Source organism: Neolewinella maritima, from assembly GCF_923081025.1.
GTDB lineage: Bacteria > Bacteroidota > Bacteroidia > Chitinophagales > Saprospiraceae > Neolewinella > Neolewinella maritima.
Genome location: NZ_CAKLPZ010000003.1, coordinates 305,348 through 327,071 on the forward strand (window position 1 = coordinate 305,348; position 21,724 = coordinate 327,071).

General features: G+C 56.2%; 19 protein-coding genes and 1 pseudogene. 12 read left to right on the plus strand and 8 right to left on the minus strand.

Annotation, left to right across the window (positions count from 1 at the left end; genetic code table 11):
• Positions 1-21: 21 nt before the first annotated feature.
• Positions 22-717: a hypothetical protein gene (locus MJQ68_RS13000; RefSeq protein ID WP_238751553.1), complete on the plus strand. Its 696-nt coding sequence runs from the start codon at positions 22-24 to the stop codon at positions 715-717.
• Between the two features lie 1,018 nt (positions 718-1,735).
• A complete protein-coding gene (locus MJQ68_RS13005; RefSeq protein ID WP_238751554.1) occupies positions 1,736-3,349 on the plus strand; it encodes an IS1182 family transposase in 1,614 nt (537 codons plus the stop codon).
• Between the two features lie 1,516 nt (positions 3,350-4,865).
• Here the strand turns inward: MJQ68_RS13005 and MJQ68_RS13010 are convergent.
• Positions 4,866-5,642, minus strand: coding sequence for an alpha/beta fold hydrolase (locus tag MJQ68_RS13010; RefSeq protein WP_238751555.1), 777 nt, complete (start codon positions 5,640-5,642; stop codon positions 4,866-4,868).
• Between the two features lie 106 nt (positions 5,643-5,748).
• Here MJQ68_RS13010 and MJQ68_RS17945 point away from each other — a divergent pair, with 106 nt between their 5' ends.
• The 8 genes and pseudogenes from MJQ68_RS17945 (at position 5,749) to MJQ68_RS13040 (ending at position 11,852) form a co-directional block, all read left to right on the plus strand.
• Positions 5,749-5,880 (plus strand): hypothetical protein, encoded by a 132-nt coding sequence (locus MJQ68_RS17945; protein WP_264759009.1) that lies wholly within the window; start codon positions 5,749-5,751, stop codon positions 5,878-5,880.
• A gap of 593 nt (positions 5,881-6,473) precedes the next feature.
• A pseudogene (locus MJQ68_RS13015) lies at positions 6,474-6,593 on the plus strand (transposase); the annotation flags it as partial.
• 331 nt (positions 6,594-6,924) lie between these two features.
• Positions 6,925-7,266 (plus strand): DUF1330 domain-containing protein, encoded by a 342-nt coding sequence (locus MJQ68_RS18045; RefSeq protein ID WP_406612999.1) that lies wholly within the window; start codon positions 6,925-6,927, stop codon positions 7,264-7,266.
• A gap of 186 nt (positions 7,267-7,452) precedes the next feature.
• The gene (locus MJQ68_RS13020; protein WP_238751556.1) at positions 7,453-7,704 is read left to right on the plus strand and encodes a DUF6364 family protein; all 252 of its coding nucleotides are present in this window, start codon (positions 7,453-7,455) and stop codon (positions 7,702-7,704) included.
• The gene (locus MJQ68_RS13025) at positions 7,701-8,114 is read left to right on the plus strand and encodes a type II toxin-antitoxin system VapC family toxin (RefSeq protein ID WP_264759010.1); all 414 of its coding nucleotides are present in this window, start codon (positions 7,701-7,703) and stop codon (positions 8,112-8,114) included. Before MJQ68_RS13020 ends, MJQ68_RS13025 begins: the two co-directional genes overlap by 4 nt.
• A 75-nt stretch (positions 8,115-8,189) precedes the next feature.
• Positions 8,190-8,636 carry a DUF1493 family protein gene (locus tag MJQ68_RS13030; protein ID WP_238751558.1) on the plus strand — a complete coding sequence of 149 codons (447 nt, stop codon included), beginning with the start codon at positions 8,190-8,192 and terminating at the stop codon, positions 8,634-8,636.
• 54 nt (positions 8,637-8,690) lie between these two features.
• Complete coding sequence (locus MJQ68_RS13035) at positions 8,691-9,746, plus strand: flavin monoamine oxidase family protein (protein ID WP_238751559.1); 1,056 nt, start codon at positions 8,691-8,693, stop codon at positions 9,744-9,746.
• Positions 9,747-9,881: 135 nt separating this feature from the next.
• Entirely contained in the window at positions 9,882-11,852 is a 1,971-nt protein-coding gene (locus MJQ68_RS13040; RefSeq protein ID WP_238751560.1) for a right-handed parallel beta-helix repeat-containing protein, read from the plus strand.
• A gap of 29 nt (positions 11,853-11,881) precedes the next feature.
• Here the strand turns inward: MJQ68_RS13040 and MJQ68_RS13045 are convergent, their stop codons facing one another.
• Positions 11,882-12,628, minus strand: coding sequence for a class I SAM-dependent methyltransferase (locus MJQ68_RS13045; RefSeq protein ID WP_238751561.1), 747 nt, complete (start codon positions 12,626-12,628; stop codon positions 11,882-11,884).
• 442 nt (positions 12,629-13,070) lie between these two features.
• On the opposite strand from MJQ68_RS13045, the gene MJQ68_RS13050 reads away from it, so the two are divergent.
• Both MJQ68_RS13050 and MJQ68_RS13055 read left to right on the plus strand, forming a co-directional pair.
• Entirely contained in the window at positions 13,071-13,553 is a 483-nt protein-coding gene (locus MJQ68_RS13050; protein WP_238751562.1) for a GNAT family N-acetyltransferase, read from the plus strand.
• A 192-nt stretch (positions 13,554-13,745) separates the two neighbouring features.
• Positions 13,746-15,224, plus strand: a complete 1,479-nt coding sequence (locus MJQ68_RS13055; protein ID WP_238751563.1) for a hypothetical protein — start codon at positions 13,746-13,748, stop codon at positions 15,222-15,224.
• Between the two features lie 20 nt (positions 15,225-15,244).
• Here MJQ68_RS13055 and MJQ68_RS13060 read toward each other — a convergent pair whose 3' ends face one another.
• From MJQ68_RS13060 to MJQ68_RS13085, 6 genes are all read right to left on the minus strand, one after another.
• Positions 15,245-16,645, minus strand: a complete 1,401-nt coding sequence (locus tag MJQ68_RS13060) for a DEAD/DEAH box helicase (RefSeq protein ID WP_238751564.1) — start codon at positions 16,643-16,645, stop codon at positions 15,245-15,247.
• Between the two features lie 68 nt (positions 16,646-16,713).
• Complete coding sequence (epsC, locus tag MJQ68_RS13065; RefSeq protein WP_238751565.1) at positions 16,714-17,517, minus strand: serine O-acetyltransferase EpsC; 804 nt, start codon at positions 17,515-17,517, stop codon at positions 16,714-16,716.
• Positions 17,518-17,843: 326 nt separating this feature from the next.
• Complete coding sequence (locus MJQ68_RS13070) at positions 17,844-18,347, minus strand: RNA polymerase sigma factor (protein WP_238751566.1); 504 nt, start codon at positions 18,345-18,347, stop codon at positions 17,844-17,846.
• A gap of 261 nt (positions 18,348-18,608) precedes the next feature.
• Positions 18,609-19,070, minus strand: a complete 462-nt coding sequence (locus MJQ68_RS13075; protein ID WP_238751567.1) for a DUF4920 domain-containing protein — start codon at positions 19,068-19,070, stop codon at positions 18,609-18,611.
• Between the two features lie 26 nt (positions 19,071-19,096).
• Complete coding sequence (locus MJQ68_RS13080) at positions 19,097-19,483, minus strand: hypothetical protein (protein ID WP_238751568.1); 387 nt, start codon at positions 19,481-19,483, stop codon at positions 19,097-19,099.
• 102 nt (positions 19,484-19,585) lie between these two features.
• Entirely contained in the window at positions 19,586-21,517 is a 1,932-nt protein-coding gene (locus MJQ68_RS13085) for an OmpA family protein (RefSeq protein WP_238751569.1), read from the minus strand.
• Between the last annotated feature and the right edge of the window lie 207 nt (positions 21,518-21,724).

Genomic DNA, 21,724 nt, shown 5'->3' on the forward strand with positions numbered 1-21,724 from the left:
AGTTGTGAACAAGCTAAAAATATGAGAAACAAATTAACGATATCGATTTTGATAATTACTTGGCTTTGTTCCTGTGGTCAAAGAAGTAATTCAAAAAGAGAAGAGGTTGCAGTTAAATCAGAGGTAGAAGCCACGACAAAGAATAATAGTAGACTATCGCAAAATCCTGATTTAGAAAAATTCATATACACAGATACTACATACACCCTTTCTAAAGGAGAAAAAATCACCATACAAAACAGCTTCCCAAAAGGGGGAATGATTGAACCAAATGGAACACAATATGTCGACTCAACTGGAAAATCACATGGGTTTGCGTCCTTTTGGACTCGAATAATAAATCACACTGATATCGCTTTAGGACTAAACATGAACGTTCCCGCTGGTTCATTTCCAATTTTCACTTCACCTGACTCCTACCTAAAGCTTTTTTTGCCTAAACAAAAATTCTCTTTTGATAAACTTTCAAACTTCAATTATGGGCTAACAGATATAAAATCTTACTTAGATGCAAATTTTGATAAGGCCGCCATGCTACAGAAAACCATTAATCCTAATGAGGATTACATTTTTTATGTAATGGCATTATCTTATGAAGCATCTGGAATCCCGAGGGGTGGACTTACCTTGAAAGAACAAGATCTCTATTATAAAGTAAGTGTAGCGCCTCATGGTTCAGGAGCTGTCCCTGTGGGTAAGATTACCATAAAATACTAAAGGCCAACTTACAACAATGGCTTAAAGAAATTTCTTGTTCTCGTATGCTTCGGAAAATTCACGTGGATTATTGTTTTGATATATATTTCCATAGTTAAATGTTAATGCAAGTAACTGCTCGTGGCCGAACCGTTGATCAACAATTCATAGTAAATATCTTAAGCAGATCAAGGCTACGATAGACTATGTCAGTCTAAATAAATTCTCTATTGAAAACTAGGATGCATATAAGCAACATGTATATTGTTAATTTAGCGATTTCAAAAAGATGTTTATGGCTTTGTACTATTCGGTGAATCGCTACCATCACAGATTAGATAATACGGCTCAATTTTCAGACATAAAAGATATGATTCAACACAAATTTTCTTTCATGCGCGAGTATCTATACTGGTCGTGAACCGGTTTGGGACAGCGCCTGTTTTCAGGGACTATGTCGTTTCAGCTCACGCAGGAGGAGTATCAACTGCTACGGGTACACTAGAACGTGGCGGGCCTGACCAAGGGGAGTATTGCATAAAGTGTGTCAGCAAGTTTGGGGTTAAGGGGAGACACTTTTTGCAACGGTCTCACGGTCTCCGGTCTCTCGGCTACCCGTCCTGACTGAGGTGCCACGTAGGAACAGCGGGTAGCACGAGGAGCAGCCGCTAGGAATAGTAGCCATCCTGCATTACTGAAGCTGCCGCGTGGAAACAGTAGCCAGCTTGCGGAACCGCCGATAGAAACAGTAGCTATCCCGCATTACCGGGCTGCCGCGTAGAAATAGCCCGCACCACGGCAAACGTGGTCAAACGGCATGGGGAGAAAGGGTTCGCCCAACACGGCCTACCACGTCCATGGCGCACGGGGTGCTGGTTGAGCTGCGGTGGTGCAGGTAAAAGGCCCGCGTGCTGATTGGTATCCACGGTGCTATTGGGTGGTGCGCCACGGCGGGTAGGCAATCGTCAGACTGTGCAAAAAGTATGGTTTCCTATTTTCTTACCGTATCTTCAGGGTACTTCACCGATACCCGCAAAAAATGCCTAAAAAGATAGGTCTCAACCCCGCCCAGTTCGGTCTTTTTGCTACTCCACTCGAAGCGATGATCCCGGCGGATGCCGAAGTGCGGGTCGTAGCCGCTTTTGTAGATCAACTGGACCTATCCGCCCTCGGCTTCAAGCCCGTGCAGGCCGACGGGGCCAGTGCTTACGGTGCGGAGCTGCTGCTGAAGCTCTACCTGTACGGCTACCTGAACCGCATTCGGAGCAGCCGCCAGTTGGAGCGGGCCTGCGCGGTCAATATCGAGGTGATGTGGCTGATAGATAACCTCAAGCCCAAGTACCACACGATCGCGGATTTCCGCAAGCACCACCCCAAGGCGCTCAAGGCCGTTTTCCGGGAGTACGTGCTACTACTAAAGGACTGGGAGCTCATTGCGGGCCAACGCCTGGCGGTGGACGGCACGAAGATCCACGCGCAGAACGCGCGCAAGCAGAACTTCAACCGGGCCAAGCTGCAGCGCAAGCTGGAGCGGATCGAGCGGGGCATCGCCGCTGCGCTGCAGGAGTTTGCCGACCGGGACGCTCAGGAGGCCAGCGATAGCAAGAGGGAACTACAGCAGCAAGCACTGGATAAGTTGACGGCGCTACGGGAGCGCAAGGCAGTGTACGAAGAGATGCAGACGGATCTGGCCGAGAGCGGAGCCAACCAGTTAAGCCAGACCGATGCGGATGCCCGTAGTATGATGGTGAAGGGAACGGAGTCACTGGTGGGTTACAACATCCAGTCGGTGGTAGATGATGCGCACAACTTGATCGTGCATACGGAGGCGACCAACGTAAACGACATCCAGGCCCTAGGAGGGCTGGCCGGGGCGGCCAAGGACATCCTCGATCTGCCCGACCAATCGGAGGAGCCGATCGACATCCTAGCAGATAAGGGATACTATGATGCCACTAATCTCGCCACAGTAGAAGCCCTGGGTATGGAACCCTTCGTAGCCGAACGCAAGACGAAGCCGCGCGCAGCCGGGGGTTACGGGGCGCGGGAGTTCGAGTACAAAGAGGAGGCGGACGTGTACGTGTGTCCCGAGGGGGAGGAGCTGACGAGCAACGGGCGGTGGTACCAGCAGCGGGAGAGCCGCGGGGGGCGCACTCCAACCGAGCGGCGCTTCCGGCGCTACCGGATTAGCCACACGATCTGCGCGCAGTGTCCCATCCGGGAGCAGTGCCTGAGCGAGGCGGCGAGAAACAACCGCCACGGCAAAGTGCTTCACCACCACGAGCACGCCGCGGCGCTAGCACGCAACCGCCAGCGGCTGCAGGAGTGGCCGGAAGTGTATCCCAGTCGGCAGGCCATCGTGGAGCACCCGTTCGGCACCATCAAGCGAAGTTGGGGTGCTTACTTCACCCTAGTAAGGGGGCTGGAAGCGGTAGACGGGGAGTTTAGTTTGCTGGCCCTGAGCTACAACCTGCGGCGAAGTGTGTCCATTCTGGGGGTAGCGGAACTGCTGCGGCGGTTGCGGGGGCGTGTTTTAGCTGGGAATGACTCCATTTTGGCGTGTCTAGGGGCTCTTGGGAGCTTAGTAGCGGCCCTTTATGGTTATTTCTTGTGCATACTGAGAGTAAAGCCAGTCGGTCAGAATTTTACCTAATTTAGCCGGGAGCTTTTGCACAGCCTCCCGTTGGACGAAATGGCCCTTTAGGGGCCACTAGAAACGGAGAGCTGAAGCAGATGAACAACCAGTTAGCCAAATGACTACGCCGCCAGCCTATCGGATGCCCTACCTTAAGGATTTGCGTGTCCGAAAGCCAAGTCAGCTACCCATTCTCTTTAAGCTGCTGCGTGGAAACAGTAGCCAGCTCGCATTACCGGGGTACCGAGTAGCGTCAACAGCCCAGTCAATTGGTAACCGAGCGACAGGAGTAGTAGTTATCCTAGCCAGTCAGCTATCGCGCAGAAACAGTAGCCGTCCCGCGCTACTGAAGCTACCGCATAGAAACAGTAGTCATCCGCATTACGGGGCTACCGCGTAGAAACAGTTTGTGCTACTGTGAAATGGTAAAGATCACCCCTTTGAGGTGGTTGTTAGATGACGAAACTGCGATATCGCTGAGTGATAATCTTATAGTATCGTGAGCAATTCTGCAAAGAAAAACTACTGTGTTAGGATGTATCGAAACATCGTGTGGATGGCAGTTTTATGCATCACATTATACTCGTGTGATGTTCCGGGTTTAATATATTTCAAAAACAATACTGATAGTACTGCTAGAATAGTATACAAATCATCTGATGGTTCGATAGGCGTGGAGAGAGACTTTGAAATAAACTGCAAGTCTGATACTACAACCCTCAAGGTGTTTGGATTTGGGTACTGGTGGACCAATAAATTGATAGAAGATTATTCTCGATCGATTGATACCTTCAGAATTTCAACTTCACAATACCAGTACATTATCACAGACTCTTTGACTATGAACAATTACCTAAAGTCTATTAGGAGTAAGGGGTTGTTCAAAGCTTCTTTGACGGTCAAACTACCTCTAAAGCAAAGGAAGGTAGTGTATTTCAGAAAACAGGAAGTAAACAGTATCAATTAGCTCTGTACAATTCTGCGCTAAACTACTGGCAACAAGAGAGATCGTCCAACACCGCGCCTGTCGTCAACCGGGGCTGGGTGGGTTGGAAGCTGGTGAGTGCTAGGGCTGCCCGGTGCCGGCGCGTCGGCAATGGTCCGAAAGCTCCCGCTGGTCGGTTTCGGCCCATGCCGCCGCGCCGCCCCCTCATGAGTGGGGGGAGTGTTGGTCGCTACGATCAGTTGAAGCCCCAGCTGCGCAGGCGCATTCGTTGTGCTCAATCAAATGGACCAGATTAAAAGCCATAAAATCAAAATTGGAGAAAACCTAAAGTGTTTTCGCTCCCTCTGTTACTGTCGCTTTGAAATTCGCCTACGCACTTGAAGCGACAGTCGAGCAGCTATTTGAACTGAAAAACGTGCCGAACGATTAGGTCATGTATCGGCTCGGAAGCTGCACGCCGGCTTTGGTGGGCCGGAGCTCCGAAATGGGACAGTCGACTTCCGGCCTAAAAAGCGCCAATGCGAAATAACTCCATATTAGAGCCTTTGAACTGCTAGTCCGCCTATCGTAGCGTCAATATGATCATGGTCACTCCGTGGCATCCAGAATGACCTTGACTGTCTCCTCTGGCTGATCCCACATCGGGAAGTGTCCGCTGTGCTCAAACCAATGCATCCTTGCTTTGGGGAAGGCTGCCATCGCGCGGTCCGCCTGTTGCGGTAAACACAGCCGATCCTTGCGGCCCCAGCCGATAACGACCGGTGCAGATGTGTTCGCAGGACCCTCCTGCATTGGGCCTTTGGCGAGATCCTTCACGAGCGAACCTACGGTACGCGTGTCCGCCAATGATTTTAGTTCGCGCGCGACGAATGCGGGATCGAGCGCCCATGGCCTCGCGGAGAGCTGGGCCATAAGCGCGGTTCGGCCTGCAACATTTCCGGTGATCGCAGGAAGCGCCGGTCGCAGCGCGCGAACCAAAGCAAGCGATGCCGTTATGGTGGCGTTGAAGAAGGTACGCTCCCACCCCTGCCAAAAGCCACCCGGATCTAGCGCGACGACCGCACCGGCACGGCCGCGCCTAGCCATCTCCAGCACCAGGCGAGCGCCCAGAGAGCTGCCGACCATATCGACACCTGTGAGGTTCTCCGCTTCAAGCCAATCGTCCAGGCTACGCGCCAGCCCGTCAAACGTGCCGCTATCGGCCTCTTCGGGTGACTGCCCATGGGCTGGCAGGTCTAGGGCGATTACATCTCTGGCCTCAGCAAGCGCGGGCGAGATTGTGTCCCACGAGCGGCAGGTTGCCCCCAGCCCGTGGACAAGCAGGAGGGGTTTTCCGCGCCCTGCGCGCGTGTGGAATATGGTCATGTGAACTAAACGCCTTGCAACGGCTTAATGTGCATTCGGCCCGCCTCCGTCTGTTTTGCCGAGTGAACCGCCAAGAACGGACAGTGGGGGCTGTGGTCGAGGGGGGGTGGCCGAGGCCCTGCCCGACGACCCGGTCGCGCTCAAGCGCCTCGTCGCCGAGGCCCGCGCCGAGGCGTTCGCCCTGCGGACGCTCGTACGGGTCGTCGAGGAGGACACCGGGATCGACGCGCTAAGATAGCCCGTTGCCGGGCGGCCAACGAAGTAAGGCGCGCTCACCCGGACATCGGACTGGGCCGCATATGCGGTTGGCTCGGCTACACCCGGCAGGCGTACTACGCACAGGGGCGCCGCGCCTGACGCCGCGCCGCCGAGGACGCGATCGTCCTCGCGCTCGTTGCCAAGCGGCGCGGCGCGGTAGGGCCGCGGCTCGGGACCCGCAAGCTCCACGGCCTCATCGCCGACGACCTGCGGGCCGCCGGGATCCGGTGCGGTCGCGATCGGCTCTTCGACGTCCTGCGGGCCGCCGGCCAGCTCGTCGCCCAACTGCGCGCGCGCCGCCCCCGCACGACCGACTCGTCGCGGTGGCTGCGGCGGTGGCCCGATCGGCGCGCCGGCCTCGCGGCCGCGGCGCGCTTCGAGCCCGCGCCCGAGCGGCTCTGGGTCGCCGACGTCACCTACGTGCGGCTCGCGGTCACCGCGGCGCGGCCCGGGGGAGGGGTCACGACATGACCCCTCCCCTTAAAAGCGCTACCATTGATAACAAGTAAAATTTGGCTGACCTAGCTACTCTTAGCTACACAGGATCAGCCTGAAAAATCAAAATTAGCTTCGCTGCTGCCTTCGGCGGTTACCGAGGCCCAGATCGCTTTTGCTTTGTGGCAGGCCGAACAGGGTACGCGGGTCGAGAAGATCTGCCGTAAGCTGGCGATCAGCCCGGCTACCTTCTACAACTGAAAGAAGTAGTATGGCGGCATGGGCGTTCCGGAACTACTATGGCGGTTACGGGGGCGTGTTTTGGTGGGGAATGACTCCGTTTTGGCGTTTGTAGGGTTTCCTGAGCGCTTCATAGCGGCCTTTTGCGACCATTACATGGAAATACTAAATGGAAAGCTAGGTAGGCGGAAATTTGCTTAGCTTGGGCGTGAGCTTTTGCACGGCCTGCCCTTAGGCGCAACTAAACACAACACGCGAAGCCATGAGTACTTACATTGATGCCAGACCAGAAGCAGGAAAGGAATTCTATGTTCGGTACAAGGATTCAGGTCCAATAACAATGCTCAACATGATCCGATTCAAATCCAAAGCTGATTACACTGGAATCGAAAACCTAAAGCCTCCTCGCGAAGTGACTGGACTATCGGCGTATCAAACGTATTTGGAGCGAACACTCTCGTGCCTTGACAAATTTGGAAGTCGAATATTATACTACGGAAGAGGTCATCAATTCTTAATCGGCCCCAGCGATGAGAAATGGGATGCGATCCTGTTGGTAGAACATGGATCTGTCGCCAAGTTCATGGAATTAGCCAAAGATCCTGAGTATATAAGGCATGCTGGTCACAGAACAGCTGCGTTAGAAGACTCTAGACTACTACCTACTGTAGTAGAACAAGACAGCGCCTAACACCGGCTACACGTCCACGCCGGCTGATCGCTTGGCGCGAGGTGTGTAGCCCTATGTCGGCGACAGATCGCCATTAAAACCGATCCAAAAAAACCAGCAGAACCACACAAAAACCAGTGCAGAGTATCATCACCCCTGAACTTTACACGTAAAGAAAATGTAGTTCTCTACGTAAACTAGTCGATCATGGACAAGAAGCTCACGCTAAGTCTAGACGGCGCGGTCATAGAGCGCGCCAAAGCATACGCCCGCAACAGAAATACTAGCTTGTCGAAGATGATTGAGCGGTACCTGAGTTTGGTGACTGCCCCAGAATCAGAAAAGCAAAAGGAAACGTTCACACCATTAGTGAATGAGCTCAGTGGAATTGTTGACCTGTCGGAAGACTACGACTATAAGGAGAACTACGGTGACTATCTAGCCAAGAAGTATCGGTGACCAAACTGTTTGTAGATACTAACGTAGTGCTTGACCTACTAGGTAAACGGGCTGCCTACCTACCTGCTGCCAGATTGTTTACACTAGGCGACCGGGGCGAAGTGGCCCTGTACGTTTCAGTGCTATCCTTCGCAAATATCAATAACATCTTGACGCGTCAGCAAGACCGCTCTATGGCGATCAAAGCATTGCGTAAACTGGAACTCATTGTACAGGTAGTAGATCTGACGGCAAAAATCACTAAGCGCGCGTTGGATGACGAAGACTTTACGGACTTTGAGGATGGGCTTCAGTACTACTCAGCGGTTGAAAGCGGCACGGAGGCAGTTATTACCAGGAACCACAAGGACTTCACGCATTCCAAACTTCCGGTTATGTCCGCCGAAGAATACCTGAGTTCTCTGGGGTAATAAAGATCATCGCTCAACACCACGCCTGTCGTGAGTCTATCCCTAAGCAATACAAGTACGTATGGAAGGCGTGGTATGGACAAAAAGAACGGTACAATGCCATCCATCCTAGTATCCATCACCAATTTAATCGAGGATCATTCAGGTGTTTCGGTCTTACCTGATGCTGATATCTGGCTTGTAACAGGTATGTCGGGGGATGACTGGCACGAGTTCATCGCTTCCTTTTCGAGCAAATTCGGGGTAAATATGGATGCGTATCTGTGGTATTATCATGGGGATGAAGAGGGGACAATCAATATTGGGGCACTGCTGTTCCCTCCTCCCCATGACCAAGTAAGGCGCATACCGGTGCGACCTACCGATCTGGCACGAATAGCAAAGCAAGGCGAGTGGTCCTTTGACTACCCGGAGACAGTAATAGACGTTCGAAGACGTGATCTGACGATCAACCGAGTGCTTGCACTGATCATATTAATGTTAGGAGTGGTCCTCGCAGCGAAGAAGTACGGGGTGATGTAAGCGATAAGCAGCAACACTCAACCGAAATCCCCCACACCGGTGTTCCCCGCCCCAGTGCGGACAACCAAGCAACTCATCATCCTCGGCGCGGGTCTCACCGGCCTCACCCTGGCCTACCTGCTGCGCGATGCGCCGCTGGACGTCCGTATTCTAGAGGCGCGGGATCGTCCGGGGGGGCGCATTCGGACGCTGCAGTCTGCCGACGGACCAGGACTAGACATGGGTGCCACCTGGCTGGGCCAGCAGCACGTTCAGCTGCGCAATTTGCTGCGGGAGCTGGAGCTCGATACCTACCCCCAGTACCAGAACGGCCGCCTGCGCTACGAGGCCGCCCCGGGAGCAGCGGCAACCCTGCACGCCCTGCCGCCGGACTCCTCCCCAAGCTATCGGATCGCCGGCGGTAGTACCGCACTCATCGAACGGCTCATTAGCTGCCTACCCGAGCAGACGATCACCTACGGCACCGCGGTGACCAGTATCACTGCCCGAGATCGGGGCATTGAAGTCGCTACCGAAGGGCAGACCTATACGGCCGACCATGTCGTCTCCACTCTGCCACCGGCACTGCTGGCCGCCACGGTTTCGCTGCAACCCGCGCTGCCCGCAGCCTACCGCACCCTGGCCGCTGCGAGCGATACCTGGATGGGGCGGTCCATCAAGGTGGCCCTTGTGTACGACACGCCCTTCTGGCGGGAGGGTAGGGAAGCCGCCACCTTCTTTAGCAACGTCGGACCGGTCAGTGAGCTACACGATCATTCCGATCCGGTCGGCGGGGGGTACGCACTCAAGGGCTTCCTCGATCCCGCTACGGCAGCGCTGGCTCCGGCCGAGCGGGAGCGGCGGGTCGTAGCCCAGTTGGTGCGCGCCTACGGTCCGGCGGCAACGACGTACCGGGCCTACCACGATACCGTCTGGCGCGACGAGCCGTTCACGCTCCGGTCTACGGCGCCCGATCCCACGCCGCACCGGCACGCGGGGGAGGCCCTGTTGCGCGGCTCGCACTGGAACGGTCGCCTGCTGCTGGCGGGTGCCGAATCCTCCGATGCATATCCAGGCTACATGGAGGGGGCCGTGCGCAGTGCCCGGCTTACGGCGGCCCGTCTGCGGTAACGGGCGGGAACTGCACCCGCGGCCCCGCCCCCCGGATAGTGCGCGTCTGCTCCCCCAGCGGACAGGGACATGACTACGGCAGTTTTTACGCATCTTGACTCGCCGCAAGTATCAACTAACGTAGTACGATTCGACATGAAATTATCAACCCCCACTTTTGGCTGGTCGGCTTTAAGTAGAAGTCCCTTCAAGGTGATAGCGTGGTGGACCTTTACATCAATTGCAGTACTGGCGGCTACCGTTACGGCCCATGCGCAGCCGCGCGAGTATCACGTCGCGATCTACGGCAATGATAGCCACGAGGGGTACTCCTCCACACCCCTTCGGACCATCTCGGCCGCAGCCCAAATAGCTCAGCCGGGAGACACCATCACCGTACACGCAGGCACATACCGCGAACGGATAGACCCAGCAATGGGCGGGTCGAACGACCTGAAGCGAATCCTCTACCGGGCCGCTCCGGGGGAGGCGGTGACCATCAATGGATCGGAGGTCGTCGCAGCGTGGCAGCAGGTGGAAGGAAGCGTGTGGAAGGCCGTGGTCCCCCTCGAACTATTCCAGGACTACAACCCATACCAGGACTTGCTCACCGGCGACTGGCTGGACCGCAAGGGCATGGCGCACCACACCGGTGAGGTATTTTTAAACGGGGAGTCATTGTTTGAGAAATCGTCGCTGCGGGACGTCATGGCGTCCGAACCGTATCTGGATGCGCGGAACGTAGATGCATCGGTTTATACCTGGTACGCGGAAGTAGGCATAGACCACCTAACCATCTACGCCAATTTTCAGGAGTTCGATCCCACGGAAGAAGTGGTGGAGATCAGCGTCAGACCGACTTGCTTTTACCCCAGTAGACCAGGGGTCGATTACATAACCGTCCGCGGCTTTACCATGACTCAGGCAGCCACGCAGTGGGCCGCCCCTACCGCCGAGCAGATCGGACTCATCGGCACTCACTGGAGCAAGGGCTGGATCATCGAGGACAATACCGTCAGTAATTCGAAGGCAGTGGGTATAACCCTCGGTAAGGACCGGGCCACGGGGCAGAACGTTTGGTCCGAAAATCCCGTCAAGGATGGGGCGACGCACTACAATGAAGTGATCTTCCGTGCGCTGGACGGTGGGTGGTCCAGGGAGAACATCGGCTCCCACATCGTGAGAAACAACGTGATCTTCGACTGCGAACAGGCCGGTATCGTAGGTAGCCTAGGCGGGGTGTTCAGCGAGATCTACGACAACCATATTTACGATATCTGGACGAAGCGAACCTTCCAGGGTGCGGAACTGGCCGGTATAAAGATTCATGCGGCCATCGACATGCTGATCCGGAACAACCGGGTGCACAATGCCGGCCGGGGCATCTGGGTCGACTGGATGGCGCAGGGTACCCGGATCACCGCCAACTTACTGTACGACAATACCATTCAGGACCTCTTTACCGAGATGAACCACGGGCCCTGCCTGATGGATAACAATATCTGTCTGTCGGAAACCTCGCTGCGCGACTGGTCTGAAGGGGGCGCCTTCGTGCATAACCTCTTTTTGGGCAGGGTCGAGATCGGTAAGGTGCTGGATCGCTCCTCCCCGTACCATAAGCCGCACTCGACGAGGGTGTCGGGACTGCGGAATATCAACCTGGGTGACAATCGATTTTTCAATAACATCTTCGTCCGGCCTGACTCCATATCCCACACCACGGAGGAAAACGTCACCACCTTCTACGGATTGGACGGATACGAGATCGCCGAATTCGAAAATGTAGCCGCCGGCAACGTGTACTACAACAACGCTAAGCCGGCCACCGGCGAGCTAGAGCCTACCCAGGTACCCAACTTCAGACCCATCGTACAATTGGAAGAGGACGGTGATAGCGTATTTCTGCGCATGACCTGGGACGCCGCCTTATCTGACGTAGTCACTCAACCGGTTTCGAGCGACCGACTCGGGACTACGATCATCTCGGAAGCGATATTCGAGCGGCCCGACGGTAAGCCGTATGTATTCGATGTGGACTACCAGGGAACTACTAGAGACTCGATCGCGCCGCTTCCGGGGCCGTTCGAACGGGTCAGGGAAGGGGCCGTACGGTTTAGGGTATGGTAGGTTACTGACCACCAGACCAACGACCAGCCCTAACGCTCAACCACCAACAGCGCATGGTGGAACGATTCTGTCCCCGCGTTTCTGAAGTCTGTTTCGTCAAACACCTCATAATGAGCGTCCGGTACTTCATGGTACATCTGCCTGTAGTCACGCGGGTACCTATGGAAGTCGAAGATGTGTTCCGGACCGTGTAACTCATAGTGGAGGATGGCTTTCTTCGCTATCCGTTCGATGTGTCCTTTGATGTAGGCTAACTTATCGCTGGCAATATGCATCAGTGCGCCCGATGTGAAGACAACATCTATGGAGTTCGAGGCGATATCTTCTAGCGCGTAGATGCTATTCGATAGGAGTCTGAACGTACTGCCCAGCTTTTCCTCCGCAGTGCGAATGGCGTCAGCATTGATCTCTACGCCGAAGAGCGCACAGTCAGGGTTTTCCTGCTGGATGAAATACAGGTTTCGTCCGCTTCCACAACCTAGCTCCAGTACGGACTGCGGATTAAAGGCATTGATCCGTTCGGCCAGCCACTTCGTTCGTTTGGTAATATCGTCTCGCTGCAAGTCGATGGGTAGGTGCTCGTGGTAGCCGGAGATGTTCTGCCAGAATACCTCCCGATCCAGTGCAATGCTTTCACCGGTGGAGCGGAAAAGTAAGAACTTCGTCGCGTAGTTGATGACGCGATACTTGCCGGCCGCGGCGTCGAATCCTCGTTTGAAAACGGTGCTGTATGCAGACGTATTCCCTTCTATACCGCGCGTCCTCTTTGCTACCATCAAATCCCGTCCCGTGAGTAGTAGTCTGGCTAACTTAGGGGCAAGTGTATAGTCTAGCGCCCTTATCCATAACTGAGCGTTGGACCTGTAAATCAGTAGTATGCCTGGCCTGTCCATAAACACGTCCAATTCGGCGGAAACGTTTAGCTTATTCGACTTCAGTTCAATCATGTACGGTGTATTGTCTTAGGTGCTCTCACTTAAATCTAGAAAAGCCAAGTGTAGGTCAGGCGTCTCGTATTTAAAGGTACGCTAGTTAATGGGGCTAAATCTTCGTTCCACAGTACTACCCAAAAAGTTGTCGCACATTAGAGCGAACGTATGTTTAGACTAGTAATCGAACGCAGTGCTTAGAGTACGCTACCACGTTGACTCAAGCCGGCTGTAGTTCCCGCATCACCTTTGGCTAACGGGGCCCATAGTATCATACAGACAAGCATCCATGACCATACGAGCAGCTGAAGCAGTAGACCTACTGGCAGTCTGGAACATATTTAGCGCGGTGATCCAAACGGGAGACACGTATACCTTCTCCCCACAAACCCCGGAAGCTGAATTCCGGGCATACTGGTTTGCGGATACGGTGAACACCTTCGTAGCGGAGGACGCGGGCGAAGTAATAGGCTCCTACATCATCAAACCCAACCAACCCGGCCTGGGAGACCATATTGCGAATTGCAGCTATATGGTCGATCCGGAGAAGCAGGGACGGGGGACCGGACGGCAGCTCTGTGAGCATTCCATCGACTTCGCCAGGCGCAGTGGGTACCTCGGAATACAGTTCAACATCGTGGTGAGCTCAAATGTCGGAGCGGTGAAGTTGTGGAAGAACTGCGGCTTCCGGATCATCGGAACTACCCCCAATGGCTTCCGGCATGCCCAACGGGGACTGGTGGATACCTACATCATGTTCCGGGAACTGTAGCCGGCGTCGGTCTCACGGGGCTTCACTCGGAAAGTAAAGCGCCACGTTCGGAAAAGCAAGGCTGGTCTAACGGCCGGTTGCCGGTACGTTTGGGATATCGTCAGGGGAAGGAAAGCCCCGCGATCGAACCGCCCCATTCATTCACTAGCGGACCGCATCCAGCTGGGTGTGCCGCTCCAACCCGAACAATTGATGAAACCGATCAATCAACTCATTTGCGCCGTACTACTTCTGTGCAGTCTATGTACCACTACGCTCTCCGGTCAGGAGAAAGATCAGCTGTTTACGGTAGATCGCTTTACCCTCCAATCCGGTCAGGAATCCACCTTTAAGGATATGGTCACCAAGATGACCGAGGCCTACGTAGCAAACGGCATCAACCGCGATATCCACTGGTTCCGCCGGGACGATGGAGATTACGAAGTCTATATTCCTGTCGCAGACTACGCGGACGTGGAGCGACTTGACTATGATTTCAGTTACGCCTACAATAGCCAGATAGACACCGTAGCCCGAGCCAAGATCTACGATCAGGCCGTCTGGCCTAAGGTGGTCAAAGAACAACGCAACCTGATCATGAAGGAGATCGCCGAGCTAAGCTACCAACCCGAGGGCGATGAAAAGATAGAAGGTATTGCTCCGTACCTGGAAGTAACTACCTACCGGCTGAAGCCCGGCGTGAGCTGGATGGATCTACGGACAAAGGCGCGTGAATGGGTCAGCCTGATGGAAGAGCGCGATAGCCCGAGTAATATCTCGTTTTTCGTACCCGATCTCGGCGGAGACAGCCGCAGCTTTCAGGTAGAGATCGCAGCCAATAGCGCCGCTGACCTGGCCCGTCGCCGTAGTATGCAGGAGGGGCTTGCCGACGAAACGACCAAGCAGTGGCAAAACGATGTGAGCCAAATGGTCGAAGAAACCGGAAAAACCGTCGTGGAATACCTGCCCGAGATGAGCAATTCGGACCACGATAAGTACCAGGCTACCATGTTAGTAGTACAACGTAATTATGTCAGTGCTACCGAGATGGACGACTACCGCAACGCCATTAAGATCAGTAACGCGGGACTCCGTGCCGGTAAGGCAGACCTCTACTGGCATAGCTACGTACTAGACAACGGTCAGGCGATTGCCATGGCCCCCATCGAGGGCTTTTCCGGGATGGACGAGGTCTATGATAAACTGCGTCGCCGTAGTTACCAAATCGAGCCGGACCGGCAGGAGGCCTACAAACGTGCCCGGGAGAAGGTAGATGGCGTATACAGCGAGATGAATATTATGAAGTACCACCACGAGATGAGCTATCAGCCGTCCGGCGACCAGGCGGACCTGCCGCGGGATTATCTGGTACTTACCGAGCTAGAGGTAAAGCCCGGAAAAATGGAAGAAATGATGGAGCTGGCTGAAGAACGAGCGGCCAAAGACATGGAAATGGGTAGTAAAACACCCTACCAACTGTACACCTACCGCGCCGGCGGAGCCAGCAACCGCATTGTAATTGCAGAATTCGGACCAAATGCCGAGGCTCTGGAATCAAGCATGGCCGCTGACGAGGAAGCGCTCGGTAGTTGGAAGCAGGACTTCCGCAAGCGCTTAGAAGAGGTGATTGAGTCAGTAAGCGTTGCCAAGGGGGCTCAGGACATGGAGATGAGCTACCTGGAGGAAAAGTAGCGCGGCTACCTGGCAGGCGTTCAATCCTGCCGCGGTTTGCGCCGTCCGAACTTTTTGGGTGCTCCATCGGATGCCGGGGAATTACCTCCGTCACCACCACTGCCCTCTGACTTTGCACTGGACCCGCGACCGCGCCCCTTATTGCGTCCGCCGCCACCGCCACGGTTACTGCTCCGTCCGCCGCCGCCGCTGCGGCCGCGTCCGCCCTTGCTGCCGCCGCGATCATCGCCGCTGCCGGGCTTGGCGTCGCCGAGCTCGTCGGGTAGGGGGATACGGCGGACCTTCATATCCACCAGTTCTTCGATGCGCTTGAAGCGCTGCCGGTCTTCGCGACTGATCAGGGTGATGGCCTCGCCCTCGGCGCTGGCGCGCGCGGTACGGCCGATGCGGTGTACGTAATCCTCCGCGTCACCGGGTACGTCGAAATTGATGACCAGATCGATGCCGTTGATGTGGATGCCGCGGCTGAGGACGTCCGTAGCCACGACCACCTGGATCTTGCCGGAGCGGAAGTCGAGCAGACGCTGTTCGCGCTCGTCCTGCTCCAGGTCGGAGGAAACGTCGAAGACCTTCTTGTTGCGGCGCTGTAGGCGGCGGGTGAGGTCACGGACCGTCTTTTTACGGCCGCAGAAGATGAGGATGCGCTCCATGCGCTGGGTCTTGTCCTTCAGGATGTGCTCGATGAGACTGATCTTGGCCCAGTCGGCAACATCGTAGGCCTGCTGGTCGATCTTTTCGGCGGGCTTGGAGATGGCGATACTGATCTCTACGGGATCACGGAGAATATCCTTACTGAACTTGCGGATCTTGTTGGGCATGGTAGCCGAGTAGAACAGGATCTGGAGCTTGTCCTTATCGAGCATGTCGATGATCTTGATCATGTCGTTGACGAAGCCCATGTCGAGCATACGGTCGGCCTCGTCGAGTACCAGGTGGCGCACGCCGCTCAGGTCTGCATAGCCGAGGTCGAGGTGGGCGATGAGCCGGCCGGGGGTAGCTACTACCAGGGGGGCACCGGTTTTGAGTGCCTTGGACTCCCGGGCCATGCTGTGACCGTCACGGCCACCGTAGATCGCAATGGAGGAGGCCGGGGTGTAGAAGCTGAAGCCTTCGAGTTGCCGGTCTACCTGCTGGGCTAGTTCGCGGGTGGGTTCCAGGATGATGGTGTTGACCATCTTGGTGGGGTTGCGCGTGAGCTTGTCGAGGATGGGGAGCAGGAAGGCGGCCGTCTTACCGGTGCCGGTCTGGGCTACGGCCAGTACGTCTCGGCCCTTGAGGGAGGGGGGGATGGCCTGGGCCTGGATGGGGGTACACTTATCGAAGCCCATATCGTCAAGGGCATCGAGGAGTTCGTCGACGAGATCGAGTTCGTCAAAGTATACGACCTCCTCTTCGGGGGTCTGGTCTGGGGTGGGTTCCATGGGGGCTTGTCTAGGCGTAAGCCCCGGTTGACTGGCCCACGCACGCGATAAAGCCGCTAAAGTACGGCTTATTTCGTAGGCTGTTCCGGCACCCGCCAGTCGTAGTAGATACGACTGCCGACCGCTACGCTCTTCACGATCCAGGTATTGCCGCCGATAATGCTGTCCGCACCGATGACCGTATCGCCGCCGAGTATCGTCGCGCCGGCATAGATGACCACGCGGTCCTCGATCGTGGGGTGGCGCTTGGTGCGGGCCATCTCCTTCTTCACGCTGAGGGCTCCGAGGGTGACGCCCTGATACATCTTCACGTCGTCACCGATGTGGACCGTCTCACCGATCACCACGCCCGTACCGTGATCGATACAGAAGCGCCGGCCGATCTGAGCGGCGGGGTGGATTTCGATACCCGTCTTACTGTGGGCGATCTCGGAGAGCATCCTGGCCAGCAGGCCTACACCGAGCTCGTGCAGGTAGTGCGCGATACGGTGTACCGCCAGGGCGTAGAAGCCCGGATAGGTCGTAATGACTTCGACCCGGCTTACGGCGGCGGGATCGCCGGACAGGATCGCCTCGGCATCCTCGATCAGGGTGGCGTGAATGTGGGGCAAGCGGGCTTCGAAGGCGTTGCGCACGGTATCCGCTGGTGGCACCGCCTGGTCACTCAGGGCATCCAGAATGGTGTAGAGCTTGAGGTCGTTGGTGCGGTAGTGGAGGCGGAAGGCCCGTTCGGTAGCAAACCGTAGCTCGCTCATCTCCGGAAAGAGAAACTGGAGGATACCGTCGAGCCAGTCGGCGATCAGGTGGGGAGAGGGGAGCCGGTTGACCTGGTGGTGCTCCCGGTAGAGGTGGCGGATAAACGCGTCGTCCATACTGCTAAAGGTACGAGTGGAAGGGGCGGGGCAAAAAAAAAGCCGGCACGAGGCCGGCTAAATAAAAGGTAATATGTGGTGGGTGGTTGAGGCCCACAAATATGCTGGATAGATAAAATTGCTGGGTTTGCTTGGAAAGGATAATGTTCAACTTAAAGTCAAGTGCATTTTATATTCCAGAATTCACAAAGGATCTAGTGTTCGTTATGATAAATACTACTTAAACGTCGTCTCTCAGAAAAATAAACTAAACATATTCGTATCGATCCGTCGGATCGTTGGCGCACGATAAGCGCCTGCTTGTCTTGTGGTTAGGGCCGGGTGGACTAGCTGCGGGAGCCGATCATTCCCTTCATCTTCTGGCGGGCCAAAAAGATGCGGCTCTTTACGGTGCCGATGGGGATGTTGAGGTGGGCGGCGATCTCTTTGTACTCGTAGCCGCGGTAGAACATCAGGAAGGGTACGCTGTAGATCTCACCGATGGTGCTCATCATGCGATTGAGCTCCTTGAGCCGCATATCGTGCTCCCCCTGATTGGGGATGGCGCTGGTGTTTTCCAGTGCGAAGGTGAAGGTCTCGATGGGCTGATTCACGTGCTTGCGGCTTTTTTCTTTGCGGTAACGGTTGATGTAGGTGTTACGCATGATGGTCGATACCCAGCTTTTGAAGTTGGTACCCATGGTGTACTTATCGCGGTGGCGGTAGGCCCGCATGCTGGTTTCCTGCATGAGGTCCTGCGCATCCTGATGATTGCGGGTCAGGCGAAGTGCGAAGGAGAAAAGCAAATTTTCAAGTTTGTTAATCTCCTGGGTGAACTCTTGGTTGGTCATCGTGCGATAGTTACTGTGTTACTCATAGCTGCGGCGACTGCCACATGTACTCGTCAAGACATAGCAAAGGCCGTGCCAAAAATGTAAGTAACTGATTTGTAGCTATTTGCAGCACAGCACCTGCGTACGCGGCGTACTATATCCCACCTTATGACTAAATACAGTCATTAGTTACGCCATTTGCCGTGTTTTGAGAAAGCGACACTAAAAAAGCCCGGACCAATCGGTCCGGGCTTTCTGTATCCAGGCTGTTCGTACGTACTAGAGTAGCTGCACGCCGTCTGCCACGAAGCGCAACTCCCGTTTGGGGGTAGTGATGCGCGCGATGTCTTCTTCCGACTGTCCGGCATCCTCGGCGTAGTGGCGCAGCTCCTCTACAGAGGTCACCTGGTAGTACGCCACCCCGTGCAGAATTACTTCCCGCTCGCTGATGTCCATGGGTACGAAGAAGCCGTAGTCGCGAAACTTCACCATCATCTCCTCCGCCTCACCGGCAGCTACCGTCATCCAGCAGCCCTTAGCCTGACAGACCTCGTTGATCGTAGCCCGCAGGGTGGTGCGCACGGTGTCCGCCAGTTGCTGCTCGCTGTAGGTAGTGAGCAGGTCGGTCGACGGTAGTACGTCCTGCGCTTCAAAGCGTGCGCCGAAGCTCTCCGTAGGTACCGCAGTGGGTGTACCGCAGGCTAGGAGTAGGGCAAGGCTGGAGATCAGGAAGTAGCGCATAGTGGAAAAGGGAAGGGGTGAACCGACTACTGGTAAGCGACCAGGTCGGTGATGTAGCTCCCGCCGTAGCCGGCGGCCTTGAGGGTGTCCTGCAGGGCTACCGCTTCGGCACGGTCCGAGAAGCTCTGCCGGCTCTCTACGACCCATACTTGCTCACAGGGGCGAAAGCGCGCTACGAGGCTGGGATGGAAGGGGTACTCCGCGGGGTCGGTGAAGCGCAGGATGGCTACCTGTACCTTATACTCTTTGGTGGGTGTGGTGGCAAACTTGGGTAGCGAAGGGGCATTGTCACCACCGGGCGTGCCGTAAGTGCCGGGGGCTTCCTCACAGTAGGAGGGCTTGGGGCCCGCATCGTCCTGCGCGGTGGCGGCGACGGAGCAGAGCAGAAAGAACAGGATGGGTAGTAGGCGCATAATTACGTGAGATTGAGTAGGCGAAAACGCGCAGATCAAACGCGCCACCACCGGGCTGAAGTGTAGCTACCAAACACACCGTCACCCGCTAAAGGTTCGGACTTACCGCAGACCAATCACCACCTCGACGCGTCGCTTGAGCTTCCTGGCCATTTCCCCTTCCAGCTTGCCGCGGCCCGTCACGGTGATCGCCGTGGCCGCTACGCCCAGCTGCTGCAGGTAGGTACCTACGGCCTGCGCCCGCCGCCGGCTGAGCTCCAGGTTATAGGCTTCCGTACCCACCTGATCGGTATACCCCAGCAACACGACGCGGTCGATCGCTGCCACACCGCCCGCACCGGCCACCAGCGCGTCTATTGCCTCGCGCTGCTCCCGCCCGATCTGGGCGCTCTCGAAGGCAAAGTAGACCTCGGTGCTCTGCTCCACTGCGACACTCGCCACGGTATCCACTGCCGGGGTAGGGGGCGCGGCCGCAGGTGCAAGCTGCTGCTGTAGGCGCAGGTCGATCCGGTAGGGAGCCAGATTGTCCCAGCGCGGGATATCGAAACTTCTGCGGTACGGCAGGTAGTCGGCGTGGTCGACCGTAAGGGGCAGGGCCTGATCGGGTGGGGCGCAGATGAAGAAGCGGCCAGCGTAGTTGGTTTTGTACACCCCCGTAGAGCCGGTGACCGGTATGCGCTGATCCACTATCGGGGCGCCGGTCAGGCTATCGGTGACGTAGCCACTGACGTAGGTAACGTCCTTGCCGGTGAGTTTATCGTCCAGCGTAAAGCCGTAGATATCCAGTCCGCCCTCCCCGCCGGGCCGGTCGCTGGCAAAGTAGCCCTGCCGGCCCCCGGCCGTAAGGTGGAAGCCCAGCTCGCGGGCGGGACTGTTGATGGGCGGACCGATATTGATGGCCTTAGCCCACCGTCCGGTACTGCGATCGAGCCGGCTGAAGAAGATGTCCTGGTCGCCCATGCCCGCGTGGCCCATACTCGAGAAGTAAAGGGTTTCGGAGTCGTTGCTGAGAAAGGGGGCCTCCTCATCTTCGGGGGTGTTGATGGCCGCACCCAGGTTGCGGGGCTCCGACCAGTTGCCATCCGGCTCGCGGGTACAGAAGTAAAGGTCACTCCCCCCGATACCGCCGGGGCGGGTACTGGCAAAGAAGAGCTGCTGTCCGTCGCAACTGATGGCGGCCTGGGAATCCCAGGTGCTGGAGTTGAGGTAGTTGGGTAGCTTTTTGACCTGTTCGATCTTCCCATTGGTCAGTATGCCACGGTGGATGTCGCAGCCGCTGGCCTCGGGCTCGTCGTGGCACATGGTGAAGAAGATGGTCTCGCCGTCCCGTTCCAGGGTGCACATGCCCTCGGGCTGGCTGGTATTGAAACTGCCGAAGCGGGAAATGGAGTAGCCCCGTTCCGGACGGCGGCGTCGGCCCTCGATCAGGTCCTCATCGCCGTAGGCACCCTGGCGGGTATATAATAGGTAGTCCTGGTCGTTGCTGAAGAAGGGGAAGTAGTCGTTCTGCACCGTATTGATGGGGCTACCCAGGTTGTACAGGCCGGAGGCATTGACGTAATTGCTGCTGTCGGCCGATAGCTGGGCCGAAAGGATGCGCTGCGCCAGGTCGTGCTTTACGATCTGCTGCTCGACCGATTGCTCCCGCTCACCCATGAGACCATAGCGGCCCAGGGGGTCAGCCTGCCGGTCGCGGAAGTCAAAAAAGTACGTGAGGGCCGTCCGGGGCTGACCGCTGCGCAGGTACACCTCGCCGGTCTGATAGTACAGCAGACGGGAGAAGTGGGGGTCGTGCCGAAGTACGCCCTCGTAGGCGGTCAGGGCGGCTGGGTAGTCGTCCTGCAGGTCGTGAGCCAGTCCCAGCATTCGCCGGGCGGGTAGGAAGGTGGAGTCCAGGTCGACGGCCTGCTGGAGCGATTTACCGGCCCGCTTGAGCTTGCCGTCGAGAATGTGCTGCACCCCGGCATCGAAGGCAATGATGGCGCGTTCCTGCCGCGATCGTTCCTGACCGAAAGTTGTCGTACTAATGAACAACGAAAGGGCAAGAACAATTAGAGAAGGGGTCCGCATACCGGTGTAACGCTGGGGGGATTCGTTTACAAAAGCTTGGGCTCCGCCCGAAGACGGAGCCACAAGTACAATGAGTGCATTAGTAAACTATCGCCGCTAAGGTAGTCGTTTTGTAACAACCACGTCCCGTCCTCCCCCTTGCGGGTGGCCGGGACGTGTAGTTTCTACCCC